Origin of the sequence: Faecalibacillus sp. MSK20_93 (assembly GCF_020589945.1) — a bacterium.
In the GTDB taxonomy this organism is placed as follows: Bacteria; Bacillota_I; Bacilli_A; order Erysipelotrichales; family Coprobacillaceae; genus Faecalibacillus; species Faecalibacillus intestinalis.
This window is the reverse complement of the sequence record NZ_JAJDKA010000011.1, coordinates 45,283-62,478: the sequence shown is the minus strand read 5'-3', so window position 1 is coordinate 62,478 and position 17,196 is coordinate 45,283. Positions and strand designations below refer to the sequence as shown.

At 27.9% G+C, this 17,196-nt stretch carries 17 protein-coding genes; all 17 read left to right on the top strand.

Annotation, left to right across the window (positions count from 1 at the left end):
• The coding region (locus LJD34_RS05325) for an aldo/keto reductase (RefSeq protein ID WP_227359358.1) at nucleotides 1-324 on the top strand (324 nt) is incomplete at its 5' end.
• Nucleotides 325-418: 94 nt separating this feature from the next.
• The gene (locus LJD34_RS05320) at nucleotides 419-1,888 is read left to right on the top strand and encodes a family 1 glycosylhydrolase (RefSeq protein WP_227359357.1); all 1,470 of its coding nucleotides are present in this window, start codon (nucleotides 419-421) and stop codon (nucleotides 1,886-1,888) included.
• Between the two features lie 77 nt (nucleotides 1,889-1,965).
• Nucleotides 1,966-2,532 (top strand): hypothetical protein, encoded by a 567-nt coding sequence (locus LJD34_RS05315; protein WP_032091174.1) that lies wholly within the window; start codon nucleotides 1,966-1,968, stop codon nucleotides 2,530-2,532.
• A gap of 44 nt (nucleotides 2,533-2,576) precedes the next feature.
• Entirely contained in the window at nucleotides 2,577-4,532 is a 1,956-nt protein-coding gene (locus LJD34_RS05310) for a DHH family phosphoesterase (protein ID WP_227359356.1), read from the top strand.
• Nucleotides 4,533-4,537: 5 nt separating this feature from the next.
• Complete coding sequence (rplI, locus tag LJD34_RS05305) at nucleotides 4,538-4,984, top strand: 50S ribosomal protein L9 (protein ID WP_022001324.1); 447 nt, start codon at nucleotides 4,538-4,540, stop codon at nucleotides 4,982-4,984.
• A gap of 11 nt (nucleotides 4,985-4,995) precedes the next feature.
• The gene (gene dnaB, locus LJD34_RS05300) at nucleotides 4,996-6,369 is read left to right on the top strand and encodes a replicative DNA helicase (protein ID WP_022001325.1); all 1,374 of its coding nucleotides are present in this window, start codon (nucleotides 4,996-4,998) and stop codon (nucleotides 6,367-6,369) included.
• Between the two features lie 11 nt (nucleotides 6,370-6,380).
• Nucleotides 6,381-6,995, top strand: coding sequence for a thymidine kinase (locus LJD34_RS05295; RefSeq protein ID WP_032091176.1), 615 nt, complete (start codon nucleotides 6,381-6,383; stop codon nucleotides 6,993-6,995).
• Nucleotides 6,996-7,187: 192 nt separating this feature from the next.
• Complete coding sequence (locus LJD34_RS05290; RefSeq protein ID WP_227359355.1) at nucleotides 7,188-8,165, top strand: AEC family transporter; 978 nt, start codon at nucleotides 7,188-7,190, stop codon at nucleotides 8,163-8,165.
• Nucleotides 8,166-8,277: 112 nt separating this feature from the next.
• Complete coding sequence (locus tag LJD34_RS05285; RefSeq protein ID WP_032091177.1) at nucleotides 8,278-8,586, top strand: PadR family transcriptional regulator; 309 nt, start codon at nucleotides 8,278-8,280, stop codon at nucleotides 8,584-8,586.
• 4 nt (nucleotides 8,587-8,590) lie between these two features.
• Complete coding sequence (locus LJD34_RS05280; RefSeq protein ID WP_227359354.1) at nucleotides 8,591-9,748, top strand: DUF2812 domain-containing protein; 1,158 nt, start codon at nucleotides 8,591-8,593, stop codon at nucleotides 9,746-9,748.
• Nucleotides 9,749-9,762: 14 nt separating this feature from the next.
• The gene (locus LJD34_RS05275) at nucleotides 9,763-10,938 is read left to right on the top strand and encodes a DUF2812 domain-containing protein (RefSeq protein WP_227359353.1); all 1,176 of its coding nucleotides are present in this window, start codon (nucleotides 9,763-9,765) and stop codon (nucleotides 10,936-10,938) included.
• Nucleotides 10,939-10,944: 6 nt separating this feature from the next.
• Complete coding sequence (locus LJD34_RS05270; protein WP_227359352.1) at nucleotides 10,945-11,448, top strand: hypothetical protein; 504 nt, start codon at nucleotides 10,945-10,947, stop codon at nucleotides 11,446-11,448.
• Nucleotides 11,449-11,531: 83 nt separating this feature from the next.
• Nucleotides 11,532-12,320 carry a YoaK family protein gene (locus LJD34_RS05265; protein WP_081919032.1) on the top strand — a complete coding sequence of 263 codons (789 nt, stop codon included), beginning with the start codon at nucleotides 11,532-11,534 and terminating at the stop codon, nucleotides 12,318-12,320.
• Nucleotides 12,321-12,403: 83 nt separating this feature from the next.
• The gene (gene prfA / locus LJD34_RS05260; RefSeq protein WP_022002396.1) at nucleotides 12,404-13,480 is read left to right on the top strand and encodes a peptide chain release factor 1; all 1,077 of its coding nucleotides are present in this window, start codon (nucleotides 12,404-12,406) and stop codon (nucleotides 13,478-13,480) included.
• Nucleotides 13,480-14,337: a peptide chain release factor N(5)-glutamine methyltransferase gene (gene prmC, locus LJD34_RS05255; protein WP_227359351.1), complete on the top strand. Its 858-nt coding sequence runs from the start codon at nucleotides 13,480-13,482 to the stop codon at nucleotides 14,335-14,337. The genes prfA and prmC overlap by 1 nt, the downstream gene beginning before the upstream one ends.
• 1 nt (nucleotide 14,338) lies before the next feature.
• Nucleotides 14,339-14,836, top strand: a complete 498-nt coding sequence (locus LJD34_RS05250; protein ID WP_227359350.1) for a GNAT family N-acetyltransferase — start codon at nucleotides 14,339-14,341, stop codon at nucleotides 14,834-14,836.
• 153 nt (nucleotides 14,837-14,989) lie between these two features.
• Nucleotides 14,990-17,170 carry a SpoIIE family protein phosphatase gene (locus tag LJD34_RS05245; protein WP_227359349.1) on the top strand — a complete coding sequence of 727 codons (2,181 nt, stop codon included), beginning with the start codon at nucleotides 14,990-14,992 and terminating at the stop codon, nucleotides 17,168-17,170.
• Nucleotides 17,171-17,196 lie beyond the last annotated feature (26 nt).

Here is a 17,196-nt window from a genome sequence, read left to right as displayed (position 1 = left end):
GTTATTCCTGAAGCATGGGCACCACTAGGTGGAGGAAGATATAATCCATTTGAAGATGAGATGTTAAAAGGAATTGCAGCGAAATATAATAAATCAGTAGGACAAGTCTTACTTAGATGGAATGTACAAAGAGGTGTTGTTGTTGTTCCAAAATCAACACATGTAGAAAGAATAAAAGAAAATATAGATATCTTTGATTTTGAATTAAATGAAGAAGAAATGAAACAAATCTCATCATTAGATATGGGTTATTCAGGATCAAGAGCTAAACATTTTGATGTTGAATTTGTGGAAATGTGTTTAGCTAAAAAAATACATGATTAATGAGTAAGTATGATTATTTTCATTAAATGAAATAATCATGCTTTTTTTATATAAGGTGTTAAGATGGTTTTAGAGAAAAGCGGAGGATATTAAAATGGTAAAAAAATTTCCAGAAGGATTTTTATGGGGTGGCGCTGTTGCTGCTAACCAATATGAAGGTGGATGGAACGAAGGAGGAAAAGGTGTTTCTGTTTCAGACTGTGCCCGTCATCATTTAGATGTAGATGTTCAAGATTATGCTAAACAAAATGAAATTTCTACAAAAGAAATTTTAGAAGCAATGAAAAGTGATGATACAAGTCTTTATCCAAAAAGACATGGTTCAGATGGGTATCATCATTATAAAGAAGATATTAAATTATTTGCTGAAATGGGATTTAAAGTATTTAGACTTTCTATTGCTTGGTCACGTATTTTCCCAAATGGAGATGACAAAGAACCAAATGAAGAAGGTTTAAAATTCTATGATGATCTTTTTGATGAATGTCATAAATATGGTATTGAACCTTTAGTTACAATGTCACACTATGAACCACCAATCAACTTAGTATTAAATTATAATGGTTGGTATGATCGAGAAATTATTGATATGTTTGTTAAATATGTAGATGTTATTACTGATCGTTATAAAGATAAAGTCAAATATTGGCTAACTTTTAATGAAGTTGATTCAATGATTCGACATCCTTATACAACAGGAGGACTTGTAAGAGATCGTTTTGAAGGTAAAAACTTTACAGAAGTTATTTTCCAAGCAATGCATCATCAATTTGTTGCAAGTGCTCTTGCAACAAAAATTGCGCATGAAAAAAATCCAGACTGTAAAGTAGGATGTATGCTTACAAAATTAACTTATTATCCATATACTTGTAAACCAGAAGATGTTTTACAAGCACAACAAGATATGAGAAGTACGTATTGTTATAGCGACACTCAAGTCTTTGGAGAATATCCTACTTATTTATTAACTAAATTTAAAAATGAAGGTTTAAATATTAAAATGGAAGAACGTGATTTAGAAATCATGAAAAAATATCCAGTTGATTTTGTTTCATTTAGTTATTATTCATCAAGCTGTGTTGCTAAAGATGATGCTGGATTAAAGAAAACAGCTGCTAATACTAATATTGCGATTAAAAACCCTTATATTCCAAGTTCTGATTGGGGATGGCAAATTGATCCAATCGGTTTAAGAGTTTCTTTAGTAGATTTATATGATCGTTATAGAAAACCATTGTTTATTGTAGAAAATGGTTTAGGAGCTAAAGATGAACTTATTGATGGTAAAGTAGATGATCAATATCGTATCGATTATTTTGATGCTCACTTTAGAGAAATGTATAATGCAATCTATGTAGATGGTGTTGATTTAATGGGTTATACATCTTGGGGATGTATTGATTTAGTATCTGAAAGTACAAAACAAATGTCTAAACGTTATGGATTTATTTATGTAGATGCAGATGATTTAGGTAATGGTACTTATAAAAGATATAAGAAGAAATCATTTGATTGGTATAAACATGTTATTGAAACAAATGGAGCTTGTTTATTTGAAGATTAGAGATTCTAAGGAATCTCTTTTTTCTTTATATAAGTGACAGATAAGCGATAAAGTTGTATGATAATCACGGTGATGAAATGAATAGAGAAAAGACAAAACAAATTGTAACAGGAGCATTTATGGCAGCCCTTTTTGGCGTGTTATCGGTTGTAAATGTTTATACAGGAACGATGTTCGATATTATTTTTATTTATCTAATGACAGTTGCGTTAGCTTATTATACGTTTAAGTTTAATGCAAAGATGGCTGTTCTTGTCTTGTTTACAAGTACGTTTATTTTATTTTTAACAGGTGAATTATTTTTTACTTTGTATTCTTTTTTTACTTTACCATTAGGTATTTTATATATTTATTGTATAAAAAAGAATATTGATGGTAAATGGATTTTAAGAGTTTATAGTATGTTGAAGAATTTTGTTGTTTTATTTTTATTGAATTCTTTACTAGGTTTAAATACTTTTACAGATGCGAAAGATATTTATTATAGTATTGTAGGACTTTTTCCTTTTTTAGAAAGTGATTTTTTAAAGAATGGAATGTTTATTATTTTATGGATCGTCTTATCTTTTTCAGAAGTTTATATTATTAAAGTTTATACGAATCTATTTATCCTTCGAATGAATAAAAATAAGATGATGAAATAAATGAATTCATGTATAATATAAGGTAATAAAGAGGAGGGTATTTCATGATTAAGAAGCTTATGCAACTTAGAAATACAATAGTTGCTTTATTAGGTATAGAATTTGTATTAGCTTTATTAACTTATATGTTTTTACAAAATCGTGTTACTTTAGCTTTAATGATTTATATTTTAATAAAAAATGTTGTTTGTATCATTGTTCTCTATTATCTCCATAATATGTTTAGTGAAACAACTTATAGTGTTAAAGAAGCATTAAATAATGAATCAAAGAATGCTTTGATTTTTGGTGGAATAGGGCTTATTAAATATGATGAAAATAGAAATGTTGTTTGGGTCAGTGATTTATTACACGAACTTGGTATTCGTATCGTAGGGAAGAAATTACTTGAATGGCAACCTTTACTCGCAATACTTTTTGAAGATGAAGATGTTAGAACAATAGATATTAATTCTAGAAGATATGAAGTTTATAATTCTAGAAATAATCGTTTATTATTTTTAAAAGATGTAACAGATTTAACAACGATTGAAAAAGAATATAATGATCAACAATTATGTGTTGCCTATTTAACAATTGATAATTATGATGATTCTATTGAATATGCAGATGAACAAAAATCAGTCATGATTGAAACAACTTCAAGACAAATGATTTTTGATTGGGCCAAAGATAATGGAATTATCTTAAAAAGATATAAAGAAGATGGTTATTTAGCTGTTTTTAATGAAAGAATTTATCGTAAACAAGTAGAAGTTCATTTTTGTATTTTAGATGAATTTAAACAAAAGATGGAATCACTTGGTGCCGTGATGTCTTTATCAATGGGAATAGGAAGAGGATCTAAAGTTTTACGTGAATTAGATGAACTTGCTTTTAGTGCTATTTCTTTATCGTATTCACGTGGTGGAGATCAAGTGGCAGTAAAAACATTAGATGAAGAAATTCGATATTTTGGTGGAAATAGTGAAAATAGTGAAAAAGCGAACCGTGTTAGAGCACGTGTTATTTCACAAACACTAGCAAGTTTAGTAAAACAAAGTCAAAATGTCTTTATTATGGGACATAAGCAATCTGATTTAGATTCTTTTGGAGCGAGTTTAGCGGTTGCTAAATTTGCTAAAGCATTTGAAAAGGATGCTTATGTGATTGTTGATGAAAATTCTTTAGAAGAAAAAACAGGAAATATTGCACGTCGTTTAATGGCAGAGGATTTATATAAAGGAAAAATTATTTCTCCTGCAAAAGCCATTGATTTAATCGATGAAGATACATTACTTATTTGTGTTGATAATCATAAGCCAGCATTGGCTATTAGTGAAGAACTTTTGGATAAGGCTGAAAAGATAGTCGTGATTGATCATCATCGTCGAGGGGAAGACTTTGTTGATTCACCAATTTTAACTTATTTGGAACCAGCTGCTTCTTCAACTGTAGAATTAGTGGTTGAATTATTTGAGTATCAAAGAGTTGAAATTGAAGTTTTACCAACAGAAGCAACTGTTATGTATGCGGGAATGTTGGTGGATACAAACTATTTTAGAAATCATGTTGGATCACGTACTTTTCAAATTGCTTCAAAGCTTAAAGAAAAACAAGCGAATGTTTCTAGAGCTTATGAGTTCTTGCAAGATGATTACAAAACGACACAAGAAAAAATGTCTATTTCAGCTAATGCATATCGTTTTGGAAATGATATACTAATAGCATATGGAAATGAAGAAGAAATTTATACAAGACCTCTACTAGCGAAAGTTGGTAATGAGTTATTAAATATTGCTGAAATTAAAGCGGTATTTGTTGCAGGACGCGTAGATAAGGATAAGATTGCTATTTCTGCTCGTTCTAAGACAGAGGTTAATGTACAGTTGATTATGGAAAAACTTGGAGGTGGTGGTCATTTTTCAATGGCTGCTTGTCAGGTTGAAGAAAAAACTGTTAAGGAAACGATCGATAAGTTAGAAGAAGCTATTGATCAATATTTGGATGAAAGAGGGTAAAAAAGATGAAAGTAGTTTTATTAGAGGATGTTAGAAAAGTAGGTAAAAAAGGTGATGTTGTCAATGTATCTGATGGATATGGACAAAACTTCTTAATTAAAAATAAATTAGCTGTTAAGGAAACAGCAGGTGCTAAAAAGATTTTAGAACAACAAAAAGAAGAAGCAAGATTACAAGATATTGAAAATAAGAAAAATGCGGAAGCACTAAAAGAAAAAATTGAAGGTATTACATTAGAATTTGTTTTAAAATCTGGTAAAGATGGTAAAACGTTTGGAAGTGTTTCAACAAAACATATCGTTGAACAATTAAGAGAAAAATATGATATTAGAGTCGATAAAAGAAAATTTATCAATGCACATCCAATTGGAGCATTAGGATATTCAAACTTAAAAGTTGAACTATATAAAGGAGTTATCGCTACTATTAGAGTTCACTTATCTGAAAAATAGGAGGGAGATTTATGCCAAGAGTTTTCCCACATGATTTAGAGGCAGAACGTTCTTTACTAGGATCTATGCTTATATCAAAAGAAGCTTGCCAAGATATTTTGAATAAGTGTGAAGATAGAGATTTTTATGAAGAATCACATAAAGTATTATTCAATGCAATGAGTGAACTTTCGAGACAAAATATACCTGTTGATGTTACAACGATTACTTCTTATCTATTAGATCATAGCCAATTAGATAAAGTAGGTGGAGTAGAATACTTAAGACAATTAAGTGATTCAGTTCCAACTTTAGCTCATAGTGAATATTATTTAAAGATTATTCATAATAAATCGATTTTAAGAAAAATCATCAATGAAACAACAAAAATAGCTGAAAATGCTTTTGGAGATATTGAAGATATTGATGGCTTTATTGATGAAAGTGAAAAAACAATGTTGGCCATTACGAGAGATCGTAATGCTGGAGAGTTTGTTGACGTAAAAAAAGTTATTAGAGAAGTAACGGATCGTTTAAATAAATTACAAAGTATTGATGGTAATATTTCAGGTATTCGTACAAATTTTAGAGATTTGGATAAAATAACATCAGGACTTCAAAAAGGAGACTTGATTATTTTAGCGGCACGTCCAGCAATGGGAAAAACAGCTTTTGCCTTAAATATTGCTCATAATGTTGCTTTTAAATCAGAAGATCCAGTAGCTATTTTTTCATTAGAAATGCCTGCGAGTCAATTAGTACAAAGAATTATTTGTTCCATGGGTGGAATTGAAGGTTCTACCATGAGAACAGGTGAAATCTTGAAAACAAATGCAAATAAATACTATGCGGCAGCTGAAAGAGTCAGTAAATGTAATTTATACATAGATGATACGCCAGGAGTTAAAATCAATGAAATTGTCGCTAAATGTCGAAAATTAAAGCAAGAACATGGTTTAAAATTAATTGTTATCGATTATCTTCAATTAATTACTGGAAGTTCCAATAATCGAGAATCAAGACAACAAGAAGTCTCAGATATTTCAAGACAATTAAAAATGTTGGCCAGAGAATTAGATGTTCCTGTTATTGCTTTATCACAGTTATCACGTTCAGTTGAACAAAGACCAAATAAACGTCCAATGATGTCTGACTTGCGTGAATCAGGAGCCATCGAACAAGATGCCGATATCGTTACCTTTATTTATCGAGAAGGATATTATAAAGCAAGTGAAGGAAAAGAAGAGGAAGATAATGGTTTAACAGAAATTATTATCGCTAAACACAGAAATGGAGCAACAGGTGAAGTTAACCTTGCTTTTGAAAAGAATTTTAGTAGATTTACAGATTTAGCACCTATTGGTCCTGATGGAAGTAGTGCGGGTGTAAGAGATGTAAGAGGTTAGGAGAAGAAAGAATGTATCACCAATATCGAGAAGGATATATAGAAGTTATATGTGGATGTATGTTTGCAGGAAAAACAGAAGAATTGATTAGACGAATCAATGTTTTATCTTATGCGAAACAAAAAATATTAGTATTTAAACCTAAAATAGATGATCGCTATTCAGAAATAGAAATTGCATCACATTCAGGAAGAAAAGTCCCTTGTTTTGCAATTGATGATCCAGAAGAAATCTTAGATAAAGTGACAGATGATGTACAGGTTGTCGCTATTGATGAAGTTCAATTTTTTAATTCAAAGATCGTAGATGTTTGTGAATATCTTGCTGATAAAGGCGTTCGTGTCATGGTTGCAGGTTTAGATAAAGACTTTAGAGGTGAAGCATTTGGTGTAATGCCTGAACTTCTTACAAAAGGAGAATTTGTGACAAAGCTTACAGCTGTTTGTGCAAAATGTGGCTCACCGGCTACACGTACACAAAGACTTGTAGATGGTAAGCCAGCATCTTTTGATGATCCTGTTGTTTTAGTAGGAGCAGTTGATCATTATGAACCAAGATGCAGACATTGTCATGAAGTTGTCAACAAACCTATAAAAATTAAAAGAAGAACTAAAAGTTCACAATAAATTAACATAGATCCATTATTATAAGGGTGTAAAAGAAAACCTCCCCTTAATATAAACAAAGAAAAGGCACATGTTGAGATAACATGTGTTCTTTTTTATATCATCTAATAAATAATTATCAATGTAATAAAAAATGATTTATAAACTTAAATAGTGTACTATTCTAATAACTACTAGAGGGAAAGTGGTAATTTGAAAATAATATCTTTACAACTAGAGATATTCATCATCATCATTATTATAGGATACATATTTGCTAGAAAGGGAATTATTACTAAAGAAGTTAGAAAAAAATTAACAGATATCGTTATTGATCTTATATTGCCTTGTGCTATTATTAAATCATTTATGATGAAATTAACACCAGAGATTATAAGAGATACGGTAATTATTTTTATTGTTTCTTTTGTTATTCAACTTTCTTATAGTGTATTTAATCGTATTTTTTATAATCGCTTTGATGATTCAAAAGCAATTATTTTAAAATATGCGACTATTGTTTCTAATACAGGATTTATGGGATTATCAATTGTAGAAAGTATTTATGGGCAAACTGGTTTATTATATGCTTCAATTGCTTTAATACCGCAAAGAATCTTTATGTGGAGTGCGGGTTTATCATTATTTACACAAACAGATTCTAAAAATATGATCAAAAAAGTTGTATTTCATCCATGTATTATTGCTGTTTATATTGGTTTACCTTATTTAGGATTTAATTTAGATTCTACAATAATTGCAATGATTATTATTTCTTTATATCATGGAGCTTATATTAGTGAAGTTGTTAGAAGTGGGATTGAGTCTGTTTCTCGTGGACAATATGAAGCAGCTGAGTCTCAAGGCTTTACTTTTGTTCAAACAATCATATATATTATTTTATCCCAAACGATTAAATTAGTTATTCCTCAATTGTTACAAACAATTATTACAATATTTAAAGCTTCTTCTTATTTAAGTAAAATTGGTGTAGTTGACTTTATGTATCAAGGTAGACGTTTAATGGCTCATTTTTTCCAAGCAGATCAAATTATGTTTATCTTTGTTTATATGGTAGGAATTTACTTTATTATTAACTTTGGTTTATCGTTAGTAGTAAGACATATGACTTCAAAGAAACGTGAAGCTAAAAAACGTATGAAATTAAGTAGAAAGTTACAAACTGTATAGCCCCCTTATAAGGACAATGGAAACATTGTTCTTTTTTTGTTGCTATATATCGTTTAACGATATATAATAAAAATGAAGAAAGTATCGTTAAACGATATAGGAGATGAAATAAATGCCAAAAAGAGAAATGGAAGTATTGACCCCACAAATGTATTATGTATTACTTGTTTTACATCAACCAATGCATGGCTATGAAATTATGAATGAAATTACTCGGATTACTAATGGTGAAATCACTGTAGGAGCAGGTTCTTTATATACTTTATTACCAAAGTTTGAAAAAGAATGTTATATCAAATTAGTGAAAGTAGAAAATAATAAAAAAATCTATCAAATTACAAATCTAGGAAAAAAGAAATTACAAAAAGAAAAAGAAAGGATGCTTAAACAAATTTCATTATTAGATCAAATAGGAGGATAAAGATATGAAATACAAAGATGTCTTAAGAAATAGTTTGTATTTAGATGAAGAGTTACAAGATTATTTTAATGAAATGTCTAAAAAAGGATGGCGTTTAGATTTTGTTGGTTATTATTATCGATTTATAAAAGATGAACATGTTTATAAGTATCAAATAGATTACACCCCTATATCTAGTGAATATCAAGATATTTTAAAGGGAATGGGGTATCACGAAGTAAGAAATTCATTTGATGATTTTAGAGTTTTAGAAAATGAAAATGTTGATGCACCTGATTTAAATACAGAATTTGTTTTTGATAAAAATAATAAAATGAAACAATTTAAAAATATTCACTATTTTATTTATCCAATTTTAGCTTATTTCTTATTTTGGTTAGGTAAGGTTTTTATAAAAGATATTGTAGAGATAGGTAAACCTGTTCTTTATTATGAAGGATTTGGTTCATTGTTGATGGGTATTGTTTTTATTGTTTTATCATTTGTACTCTTATTTGTGACAATTTTAAATTTTTCTATTTTATATGCATTAAAAAATGATAAAGATTTAAAAAGTTTAAAGAAACTAAACAGTATTAAAGATCATTTAAGTATTCTATTTTATATTTTGTTAGTAATAAGTGGTGTTTTTTACTTATTAAAATCATTTATAACATTAGATTTAAAAGTCATTGTTTATCTTTTACTTACATGTATTATAGGAGTAGTTTTATCACGTATTATTAAAAATAATAAATATAACAGTGCCATTGCTGCTTTTGTTGCTATTGCTATTTGTGGACTTATTTTTCCTCAGGTACAAATGGATGATTCATTATTTGAAAGTAGCACTGTTAAAACAAAAATCACAAATTATGAAAAAGATATAAAAGATACAACATGTACCTATCCACAATTAGATGTCTTGATTAAAAAAGATAAGTATAAAGATGAAATCTTTAAATACATCATTATCAAAACAGAACATGATACAAGAGATAATCAAAATTTTGAAAAAGCAGTAAATACAAAATCTAATGTCTCATGGGACAGTAATAAAACACAATATGTTCATTATGAAAAAGCTATTCAGTCCTTTAATAAAAAAGGAAATACATATGACAATGGAACATATGTAATCAAAGTATTAAAAAATAGAATTATTACAAGATACAAGCAATAAGGGAGGATAAGACGATGAAACACAAATATGTTTTAAGAAATAGTTTGTATTTAGATGAAGAATTACAAGATTATTTTAATGAGATGTCTAAAAAAGGATGGCGTTTAGACTTTATAGGTTATTACTATCGTTTTAGTAAAGATGAACATGTTTATAAGTATCAAATAGATTACACGCCTGTATCTAGTGAATATCAAGAGCTTTTAAAAGAAATGGGTTATCATGAAGTAGAAAATGCTTTATATGATTTTAGAGTTTTAGAAAATGAAGATGAAGATGCACCTGATTTAAATACAGAATTTGTTTTTGATAAAAATAATAAAATCAATCAATTTAAAAAGATTCGCTATTTTATTTATCCAATTTTAGCTTATTTCTTATTTGGTATTGGTAAGTTATTGATGATTGATTTCTTTGAAATTGGTTTTCCAATTGTTTATTATGAAGGATTTACTAAATATTTTATTGTATTAATGATTTTTACTGTAGCTATAGGTATTTTGTTGTCATCTATTTTGAATTTGTCCATTTTATATGCTTTAAAATATGATAAAAGTTTAAGGATATTAAAGAAATTAAATGGTATAAAAGATTATTTGATCTTTGCTATTTCTATTATTTATTTGATAGGTATTATCGTTACTTCTTTATTAAGTGCTAATGCTTTTTATATGATGTTTATACCAGTTATTATCATTGGTATATTACAAAAATTAAGTCCAACATTTAATACAAAACAAATGAGATATCTTTTTATGGCCATTCTTACATTATCTTTGTTTATAAATACGAATCAAAGTAAAAATCAATATGAAACTTTAGAACAAATAGATGATATTTATGAAAGTGAAACAGTTAAAACAAAAACCATAGATTATGTTAAAGAATTAAAAGGTCAAGAGATTGTTTATTATGAAAGAAATATCACGATTAAAAAGGATTTATATAAAAAAGGAATATTTAAGTTTATTGTTATTCTTACAGATTATGAAACAAGAGAAAATGAGGCTTATATGGATTTTTTAAATGATGATCATACTTATCAATTTGATACAAATAAAATACATTATAAAAAATATGATCAAGCTATAAAATCTTTTAAGAAAAAAGGAAATACTTATACAAATAAAGATTATCAAATTGTGGTAACAAAAAATAATATTAAAACAACTTATATAGGATCAAGGTGATAAAAAATGAAAAAGATAATATTATTAATATTAGTTGTTTTACTAACAGGGTGCGGTATTAAAAAAGTTGAAATGAATCACTACGAAATAGATAAAATTCCCTACATGTTTCCTTTAAAATATAAACAAAGTAATGAATCAAATGACTATTATCATTGTTATCAACTAGATAAAAATAATAAAATTACTTTAAAAGCAATAGATGTTGAAAGTATGTCTAAAAGAAAAGAGGCTTATGCATTTTTAAAAAATGAAATATATCAAACATATCATACAGAAGAAAATGTTAAAAAAAGAAGTTATCAATCAGATAATACAGATAAGCCAGGTTATAGATATGAATTTAAAAATAAAAATAATAAAAAAGCAGGCGGACTTGTTTATGGAACATTTGCGACTAAAAATAAAGTCATTATTTTTAGTTATGAATATACTGCTGGTAGAGATGAAGAACATGAATCGGAATATGAATATTTGATGAGTGATACAAAGTATGAAAATTATGATTAAGGCACATGGAAATGTGTCTTTTTTAATAGAATTCCATCTTGATAACAATTTATCATAGGATTATAATATTCGCGGTGAGAAATATGAAAGATTATGACGAAGTAGAACAGAATGTTGAACAATTAGAAAATGAATTAGAAGAGGTAGAGGAAGAGCTTGAACAAGAAGAAGAAGGCTTTCTAGAGTGTGAACGTTGGCGTTGTTTTTTATTATTGATTACTGTAGGTGGATTCTTTGGTGCTTATACTTTTTCAGTTAAAGGTGGCGTTTTCTGTAATGCCCAAACGGCTAATATTGTTTTGTTTGGGATGGCTTTAGGAAATATGGATTGGTCGAGGGCAGCTTATTTATTGATTCCTATTAGTTCTTATTTTATTGGAACCATGGTTTCTGAATATTTAGCTTTAAAAATAAAGAAATATAGAAAATTAAGATGGGATACTATTTTAATTGGTATTGAAATTATTACGGTTATTATTCTTGGATTGTTACCAAGTAGTGTTCCAGATCAAGTCTTTCAAGTAACGATTAACTTTATCTGTGCTATGCAGTTTAATACTTTTAGACAAGCAGAAAAGGTTGGGATGGCAACAACTTTTGTCACAAATCATATCAGACAAACAGGAAGTTTCTTTGTTCGTTGGTTAAGAAAAAGACATGAAAAGAAATATTTAAATCGTTCTTTAAGACATTTATGTATGATTTTATGTTTTATAGCTGGAGCAATTTTTTCAACTGTTTTATGTGCTTATTTTAAAGATCGTGCAATTTGGGGTGCCCTTATTTTCTTAGTTATTTTACAAGGGGACTTATTATATGCTGATTTAGTTAAAGAAAAAGAATTATTAGATCAAGTTCCAAATGGGCATTAACGCCCATTTTTTCTTGTTTAAATCGTATATTTCATGTATTATTATTGTGCTATGAGTATAAAAAATTAATGGAGGTAAAAGCTATGAATGAAAGTATGTTAGATAGATTAGTATCTATGGAAAATAGATATGAAGAATTAGGTCATATGTTGATGGATCCAGATATTGGTACTGATATTAAAAAAATGACAGATGTTACAAAAGAACAAGCTTCTTTACAAGCTGCTTATGATTTGTTTCAAGAATATAAAGAAGTAAAAGATGGTATTGATGGTGCTAAAGAATTAATGAAGGAAAATGATCCTGAAATTAAAGAAATGGCAAAAATGGAATTAGATGAATTAGAAGAAAGAATGCCAGATATTATTAAAAAATTAGAATTAGAATTAATTCCTAAAGATCCAAATGATAATAAAAACGTTATTATGGAAATCCGTGGGGCTGCTGGTGGAGATGAAGGAAATATCTTTGCAGGTGATTTATATAGAATGTATGTAAAATATGCTGAAAGCCAAGGATGGAAAGTAGAAGTTATGGAAGCTGAAGAATCAGAAGCTGGTGGTTTCTCACTTATTTCATTCAATGTGATTGGCGATGGTGTTTATGGTAAATTAAAATATGAATCTGGATCACACCGTGTTCAACGTGTTCCTAAGACTGAAACACAAGGACGTGTGCATACTTCAACTGCGACAGTTTTAGTTATGCCAGAAATGGAAGAAGTTGATGTACAAATCAATAAAAGTGATTTAAGAATTGATACTTATCGTGCAAGTGGTGCCGGAGGACAACATATCAATAAAACAGATTCAGCTGTTCGTATTACTCACTTACCAACAGGAATTGTGGCAACAAGCCAAGATGGACGTTCTCAACATGATAACCGTGATAAAGCAATGAAAGCTTTAGTAGCACGTGTTTATGATTACTTCCAATCTCAACAAACAGAAGCAATTGATAGTGAAAGAAAATCGAAAGTTGGTACAGGAGATCGTGCTGAAAAGATCAGAACTTATAACTATCCTCAAAACCGTGTAACAGATCATCGTATTGGACTTACAATTCAACAATTAGATCGTATTATTGAAGGTAAATTAGATGATATTATTACAGCATTAATAAATGAAGATCAACGTCTTAAATTAGAAGGACAAAAATAATGAAAACAGTTAGAGAATTAATTAAAGAAGCCGAAAGTAAATTGGATGATGAACATAAAGATGTCAATGTCGCAAAAGTCTTATTTTATCATCTTGCTAAAAAAGAACCTCATGAGCTTTATTTAATGATGATTGAAGAAGTAGAACCTGAATTAGAAAAAGCTTTTCTTGCAGGAATGGAAGAATATTATCAAGGAAAACCTATTCAATATATTAAAGGTTGTGAAAGTTTCTTTGGTAGAGATTTTAAAGTGAATGAAGATGTATTGATTCCTCGTTATGAAACAGAAGAATTGGTAGAAAATATCTTATATCGTATTGATGATTACTTTAATGATTATAAAGAAATTCATTTATGTGATGTAGGGACAGGAAGTGGTGCTATTGCGATTACTCTTGCTTTAGAAGAACCACGTTTAAAAGTCATTGCGACAGATATTTCTAAAGAAGCTTTAGTTGTTGCTCAAGATAATGCGAAAACATTAGGGGCGAATGTTGAATTTAGAAATGGAGATATGTTACAACCTTTATTAGATACACATGAAAAAGTAGATATCTTTGTTTCTAATCCACCTTATATTCCTAATGATCAAGATATTGAAGCAATGGTTAAAGACAATGAACCTCATGTAGCATTATTTGGAGGAAATGATGGTCTTTATTTCTATCGTAAGATTTTTAAAGAAGTAAAACCTTTATTAAATGATCGAGCTTTATTAGCTTTTGAAATGGGATTTGATCAAAGAGAATTGATGGAAACAGCAATCAAGGAATTCTTTGGAGATTACCCTTTTGAAATTATTAAAGATATTAATGGAAAAGATAGAATGTTATTTATCTATTATAATTTAAAATAATATGAATATAGAAACAGAAAGACTCATAATCAAGCCACTTACATTAGATGATGCCAGACGTTTTAGTGAATATCGTGATAAAGAAGAAGTTGCAATGTATCAATCATGGGATGAATATCCTTTAAATAAGGCTATTAACCGTATTGAATATTGTCAAAAACATCCATTTCATGGACAAATTGGTAACTACCAATTTGGTCTTTATTTAAAAGAAAACAATCGGCTTATTGGAGATATTTTTATTGAAATAGATGGGCATACAACTTTTACTTTAGGATATACTTTAGATAGTGTTTACTGGTCTAAAGGATATGCAAGTGAAGCATTAAAGAGTGTATTTAAGGAAATGCATGAAACATATTCTTTTAAAATATGTTTATGTCATGTATATGAAGATAATATAAAATCAATTAAACTATTAGAAAGAAATGGATTTGATAAAATCCATAAATCTTGGTTTTACCAAGATGTACTTTATCGTAAAATGTTAAATAAATAGAGAAAATAGAATTATTCATATTTTTTCTTAAAATGAGTGTGGTCTTGCTAAGCAGACAAATCAAAATAAAAGGCATCAATTTAAAGATGTCTTTTTTTTAGTGACAAAATATTTAAAATAAACTCTATATAATGATTACGAGGTGGAAATAAAATGGATTTAGTTATCGTCAATAAACAAAAACACGTGCACTATATTTTACCAAGCATTATATTTTTTAGTACCATTATTTTAAGCTATGCTAAAATACAAGAAACAGCCTTGCCTTTTTTATTACCTTTATTTATTGTATCGTTTTATAGTGGATATCTGTATCTTATATGCTTTTTAACAGCGATTATAGGAATATCGATTATTAATCAAGATACATTTACAATTGTTGTCATCATTACTTTATTACTGACAATTTATCTTCTTAACTTTACACATCTATTAAGAACAAAGTATATTTCTTTTATTATGACAGCAATTTTGATTCCATTTTTTTATGCGAATCATTACAACATCTTACAAACAACAGTTCTAGTCATGTTAACGTTATTTAATTGTTATCTTGATCAAGAAATTATTCCTTTAATTATTCATCAAAATAAAAATGTTTTAAATATAAAAAGATTACAAGCTTTAATTGTTGTTGTCTGTACATTATTTATTAGCTTTATTCCTTTTAATACAACATATACAATGATTTTTTTAAGATATTTCTTATTGATTTCTATTTACTATTTATCAATTGAAAAAATCATGCCTATTATTTTATATCTTTCTATTCTTTTAATGCTCATTGCTCCTTCATTAAAAGATGATGTCTTATCCTTAATATTACCAATGAGTTTCTTTTTTATGATACAACCTAAAAACAAATATCTATTCATGTCTATTTTCTTATTATCACATATTACACTACCATTTTTTATTAATTACAATTACTTCTATTATGCCTTTGTGATTCTTGTTCCAGTTTTTTTATTTATGATTTCTCCACAATTTAAAAATAAAAAAATAAAGATCAATCCAGAATTTATAGAAATAAGTTATCAAGAACAACTTAAAAGTAAAGCAGATGCTTTTGCATCTTTATTTCATCAACTCACAGAAGTTTTTAAAGAAGAAAATCAAGAAACCCATTTATCTGAATATGTGGGATATGTTTATGAGGATGTGTGTCATCATTGTTCTTCTAAAAAATATTGTTTTTATAGTCAAGAAGGAATGAGTCGTTTAGGTAAGTTGATTTCTAAGGGGATTCAAAAAGATTTAGAGGTAGATGATTATAATTATATTTATCAACATTGTTTAAAGCCGGATGATTATTTAAAGAGTTTAAAGAATCATCAAAAAGGTTATTTTAAGATGTTAAAAGTTAATCATGCACATGATCATTTAAAAAAAGATTTATTTCAAGAGTTTTCAATCATGGGGCATGTTTTTCAAAACTTTTCTAAAAAGATAGATGAACAAGATAATGAAAAGAAAATCTTAGAACATTTAAAAGCGTATCATTTTGAAGTGTATTATTTAAAGAAAATAAAAAAAGATTATGAAAATTATATGTTAGAAATAGGAATAGAAGATATAGATGAAAAAACTGTAACAGAAGAACTTATTCCTATTTTAGAAAATTATTTAAATGAATCATTAGATCTTGTCTCTATTAAAAAACAACATCTTCAAATAGGTTATACTTCAATTTTATTAAAACATGAACTTAAATATACATTACAACTTGCGAAAAAACAATATGCTTTAGATCAACAATGTGGAGATAGTATTCTTACTTTTGGTTTAGATGAACATCATTATGTAGCTTTATCTGATGGTATGGGACAAGGTTATATTGCTTATAAGGAAAGTAAATTGACATTAGATGTCTTAAGTCAATTGCTTAAAAATGGCATTCAATTAAGAGATACATTGAATACTTTAAATACGTTATTAAAGATAAAGAATCAAGGAGATATGTATACGACATTAGATTTATTTGATTTTAATTTAATGAATTCAAGATTAAAAGTAATTAAATATGGAGCTTATGAAAGTTATTTAATAAGAAATCATCAAATAGATGTTTTACATTCACATTCTTTACCAGTAGGAATGGCTTCTACAATGAAGATGGTTTCTTATGATATGAAAATCAAAGAAAATGATATATTGATTCTTACAAGTGATGGAGTAGGAGAACATTTCTTTGATTTATTAAAAAAATATCAAGAAGAAATTGAAAAGATGTCAGTTTATGAAATTGTTTCCTTTCTTTTTCAAAAATCTTTTCAAAAGAAAGATCTAGATGATATGAGTATTATTGTTATTAAAGTGGTCAATAGAAATTAGAGATATGCTATAATACAAGCGGTGAG

Bases quoted from the DNA above. Each gene is read 5' to 3' on its own strand.
- LJD34_RS05320 (WP_227359357.1), top strand. From the start codon at position 419: ATGGTAAAAAAATTTCCAGAAGGATTTTTATGGGGTGGCGCTGTTGCT.
- LJD34_RS05315 (WP_032091174.1), top strand. From the start codon at position 1,966: ATGAATAGAGAAAAGACAAAACAAATTGTAACAGGAGCATTTATGGCA.
- LJD34_RS05310 (WP_227359356.1), top strand. From the start codon at position 2,577: ATGATTAAGAAGCTTATGCAACTTAGAAATACAATAGTTGCTTTATTA.
- rplI (WP_022001324.1), top strand. From the start codon at position 4,538: ATGAAAGTAGTTTTATTAGAGGATGTTAGAAAAGTAGGTAAAAAAGGT.
- dnaB (WP_022001325.1), top strand. From the start codon at position 4,996: ATGCCAAGAGTTTTCCCACATGATTTAGAGGCAGAACGTTCTTTACTA.
- LJD34_RS05295 (WP_032091176.1), top strand. From the start codon at position 6,381: ATGTATCACCAATATCGAGAAGGATATATAGAAGTTATATGTGGATGT.
- LJD34_RS05285 (WP_032091177.1), top strand. From the start codon at position 8,278: ATGCCAAAAAGAGAAATGGAAGTATTGACCCCACAAATGTATTATGTA.
- LJD34_RS05280 (WP_227359354.1), top strand. From the start codon at position 8,591: ATGAAATACAAAGATGTCTTAAGAAATAGTTTGTATTTAGATGAAGAG.
- LJD34_RS05275 (WP_227359353.1), top strand. From the start codon at position 9,763: ATGAAACACAAATATGTTTTAAGAAATAGTTTGTATTTAGATGAAGAA.
- LJD34_RS05270 (WP_227359352.1), top strand. From the start codon at position 10,945: ATGAAAAAGATAATATTATTAATATTAGTTGTTTTACTAACAGGGTGC.
- LJD34_RS05265 (WP_081919032.1), top strand. From the start codon at position 11,532: ATGAAAGATTATGACGAAGTAGAACAGAATGTTGAACAATTAGAAAAT.
- prfA (WP_022002396.1), top strand. From the start codon at position 12,404: ATGAATGAAAGTATGTTAGATAGATTAGTATCTATGGAAAATAGATAT.
- prmC (WP_227359351.1), top strand. From the start codon at position 13,480: ATGAAAACAGTTAGAGAATTAATTAAAGAAGCCGAAAGTAAATTGGAT.
- LJD34_RS05250 (WP_227359350.1), top strand. From the start codon at position 14,339: ATGAATATAGAAACAGAAAGACTCATAATCAAGCCACTTACATTAGAT.
- LJD34_RS05245 (WP_227359349.1), top strand. From the start codon at position 14,990: ATGGATTTAGTTATCGTCAATAAACAAAAACACGTGCACTATATTTTA.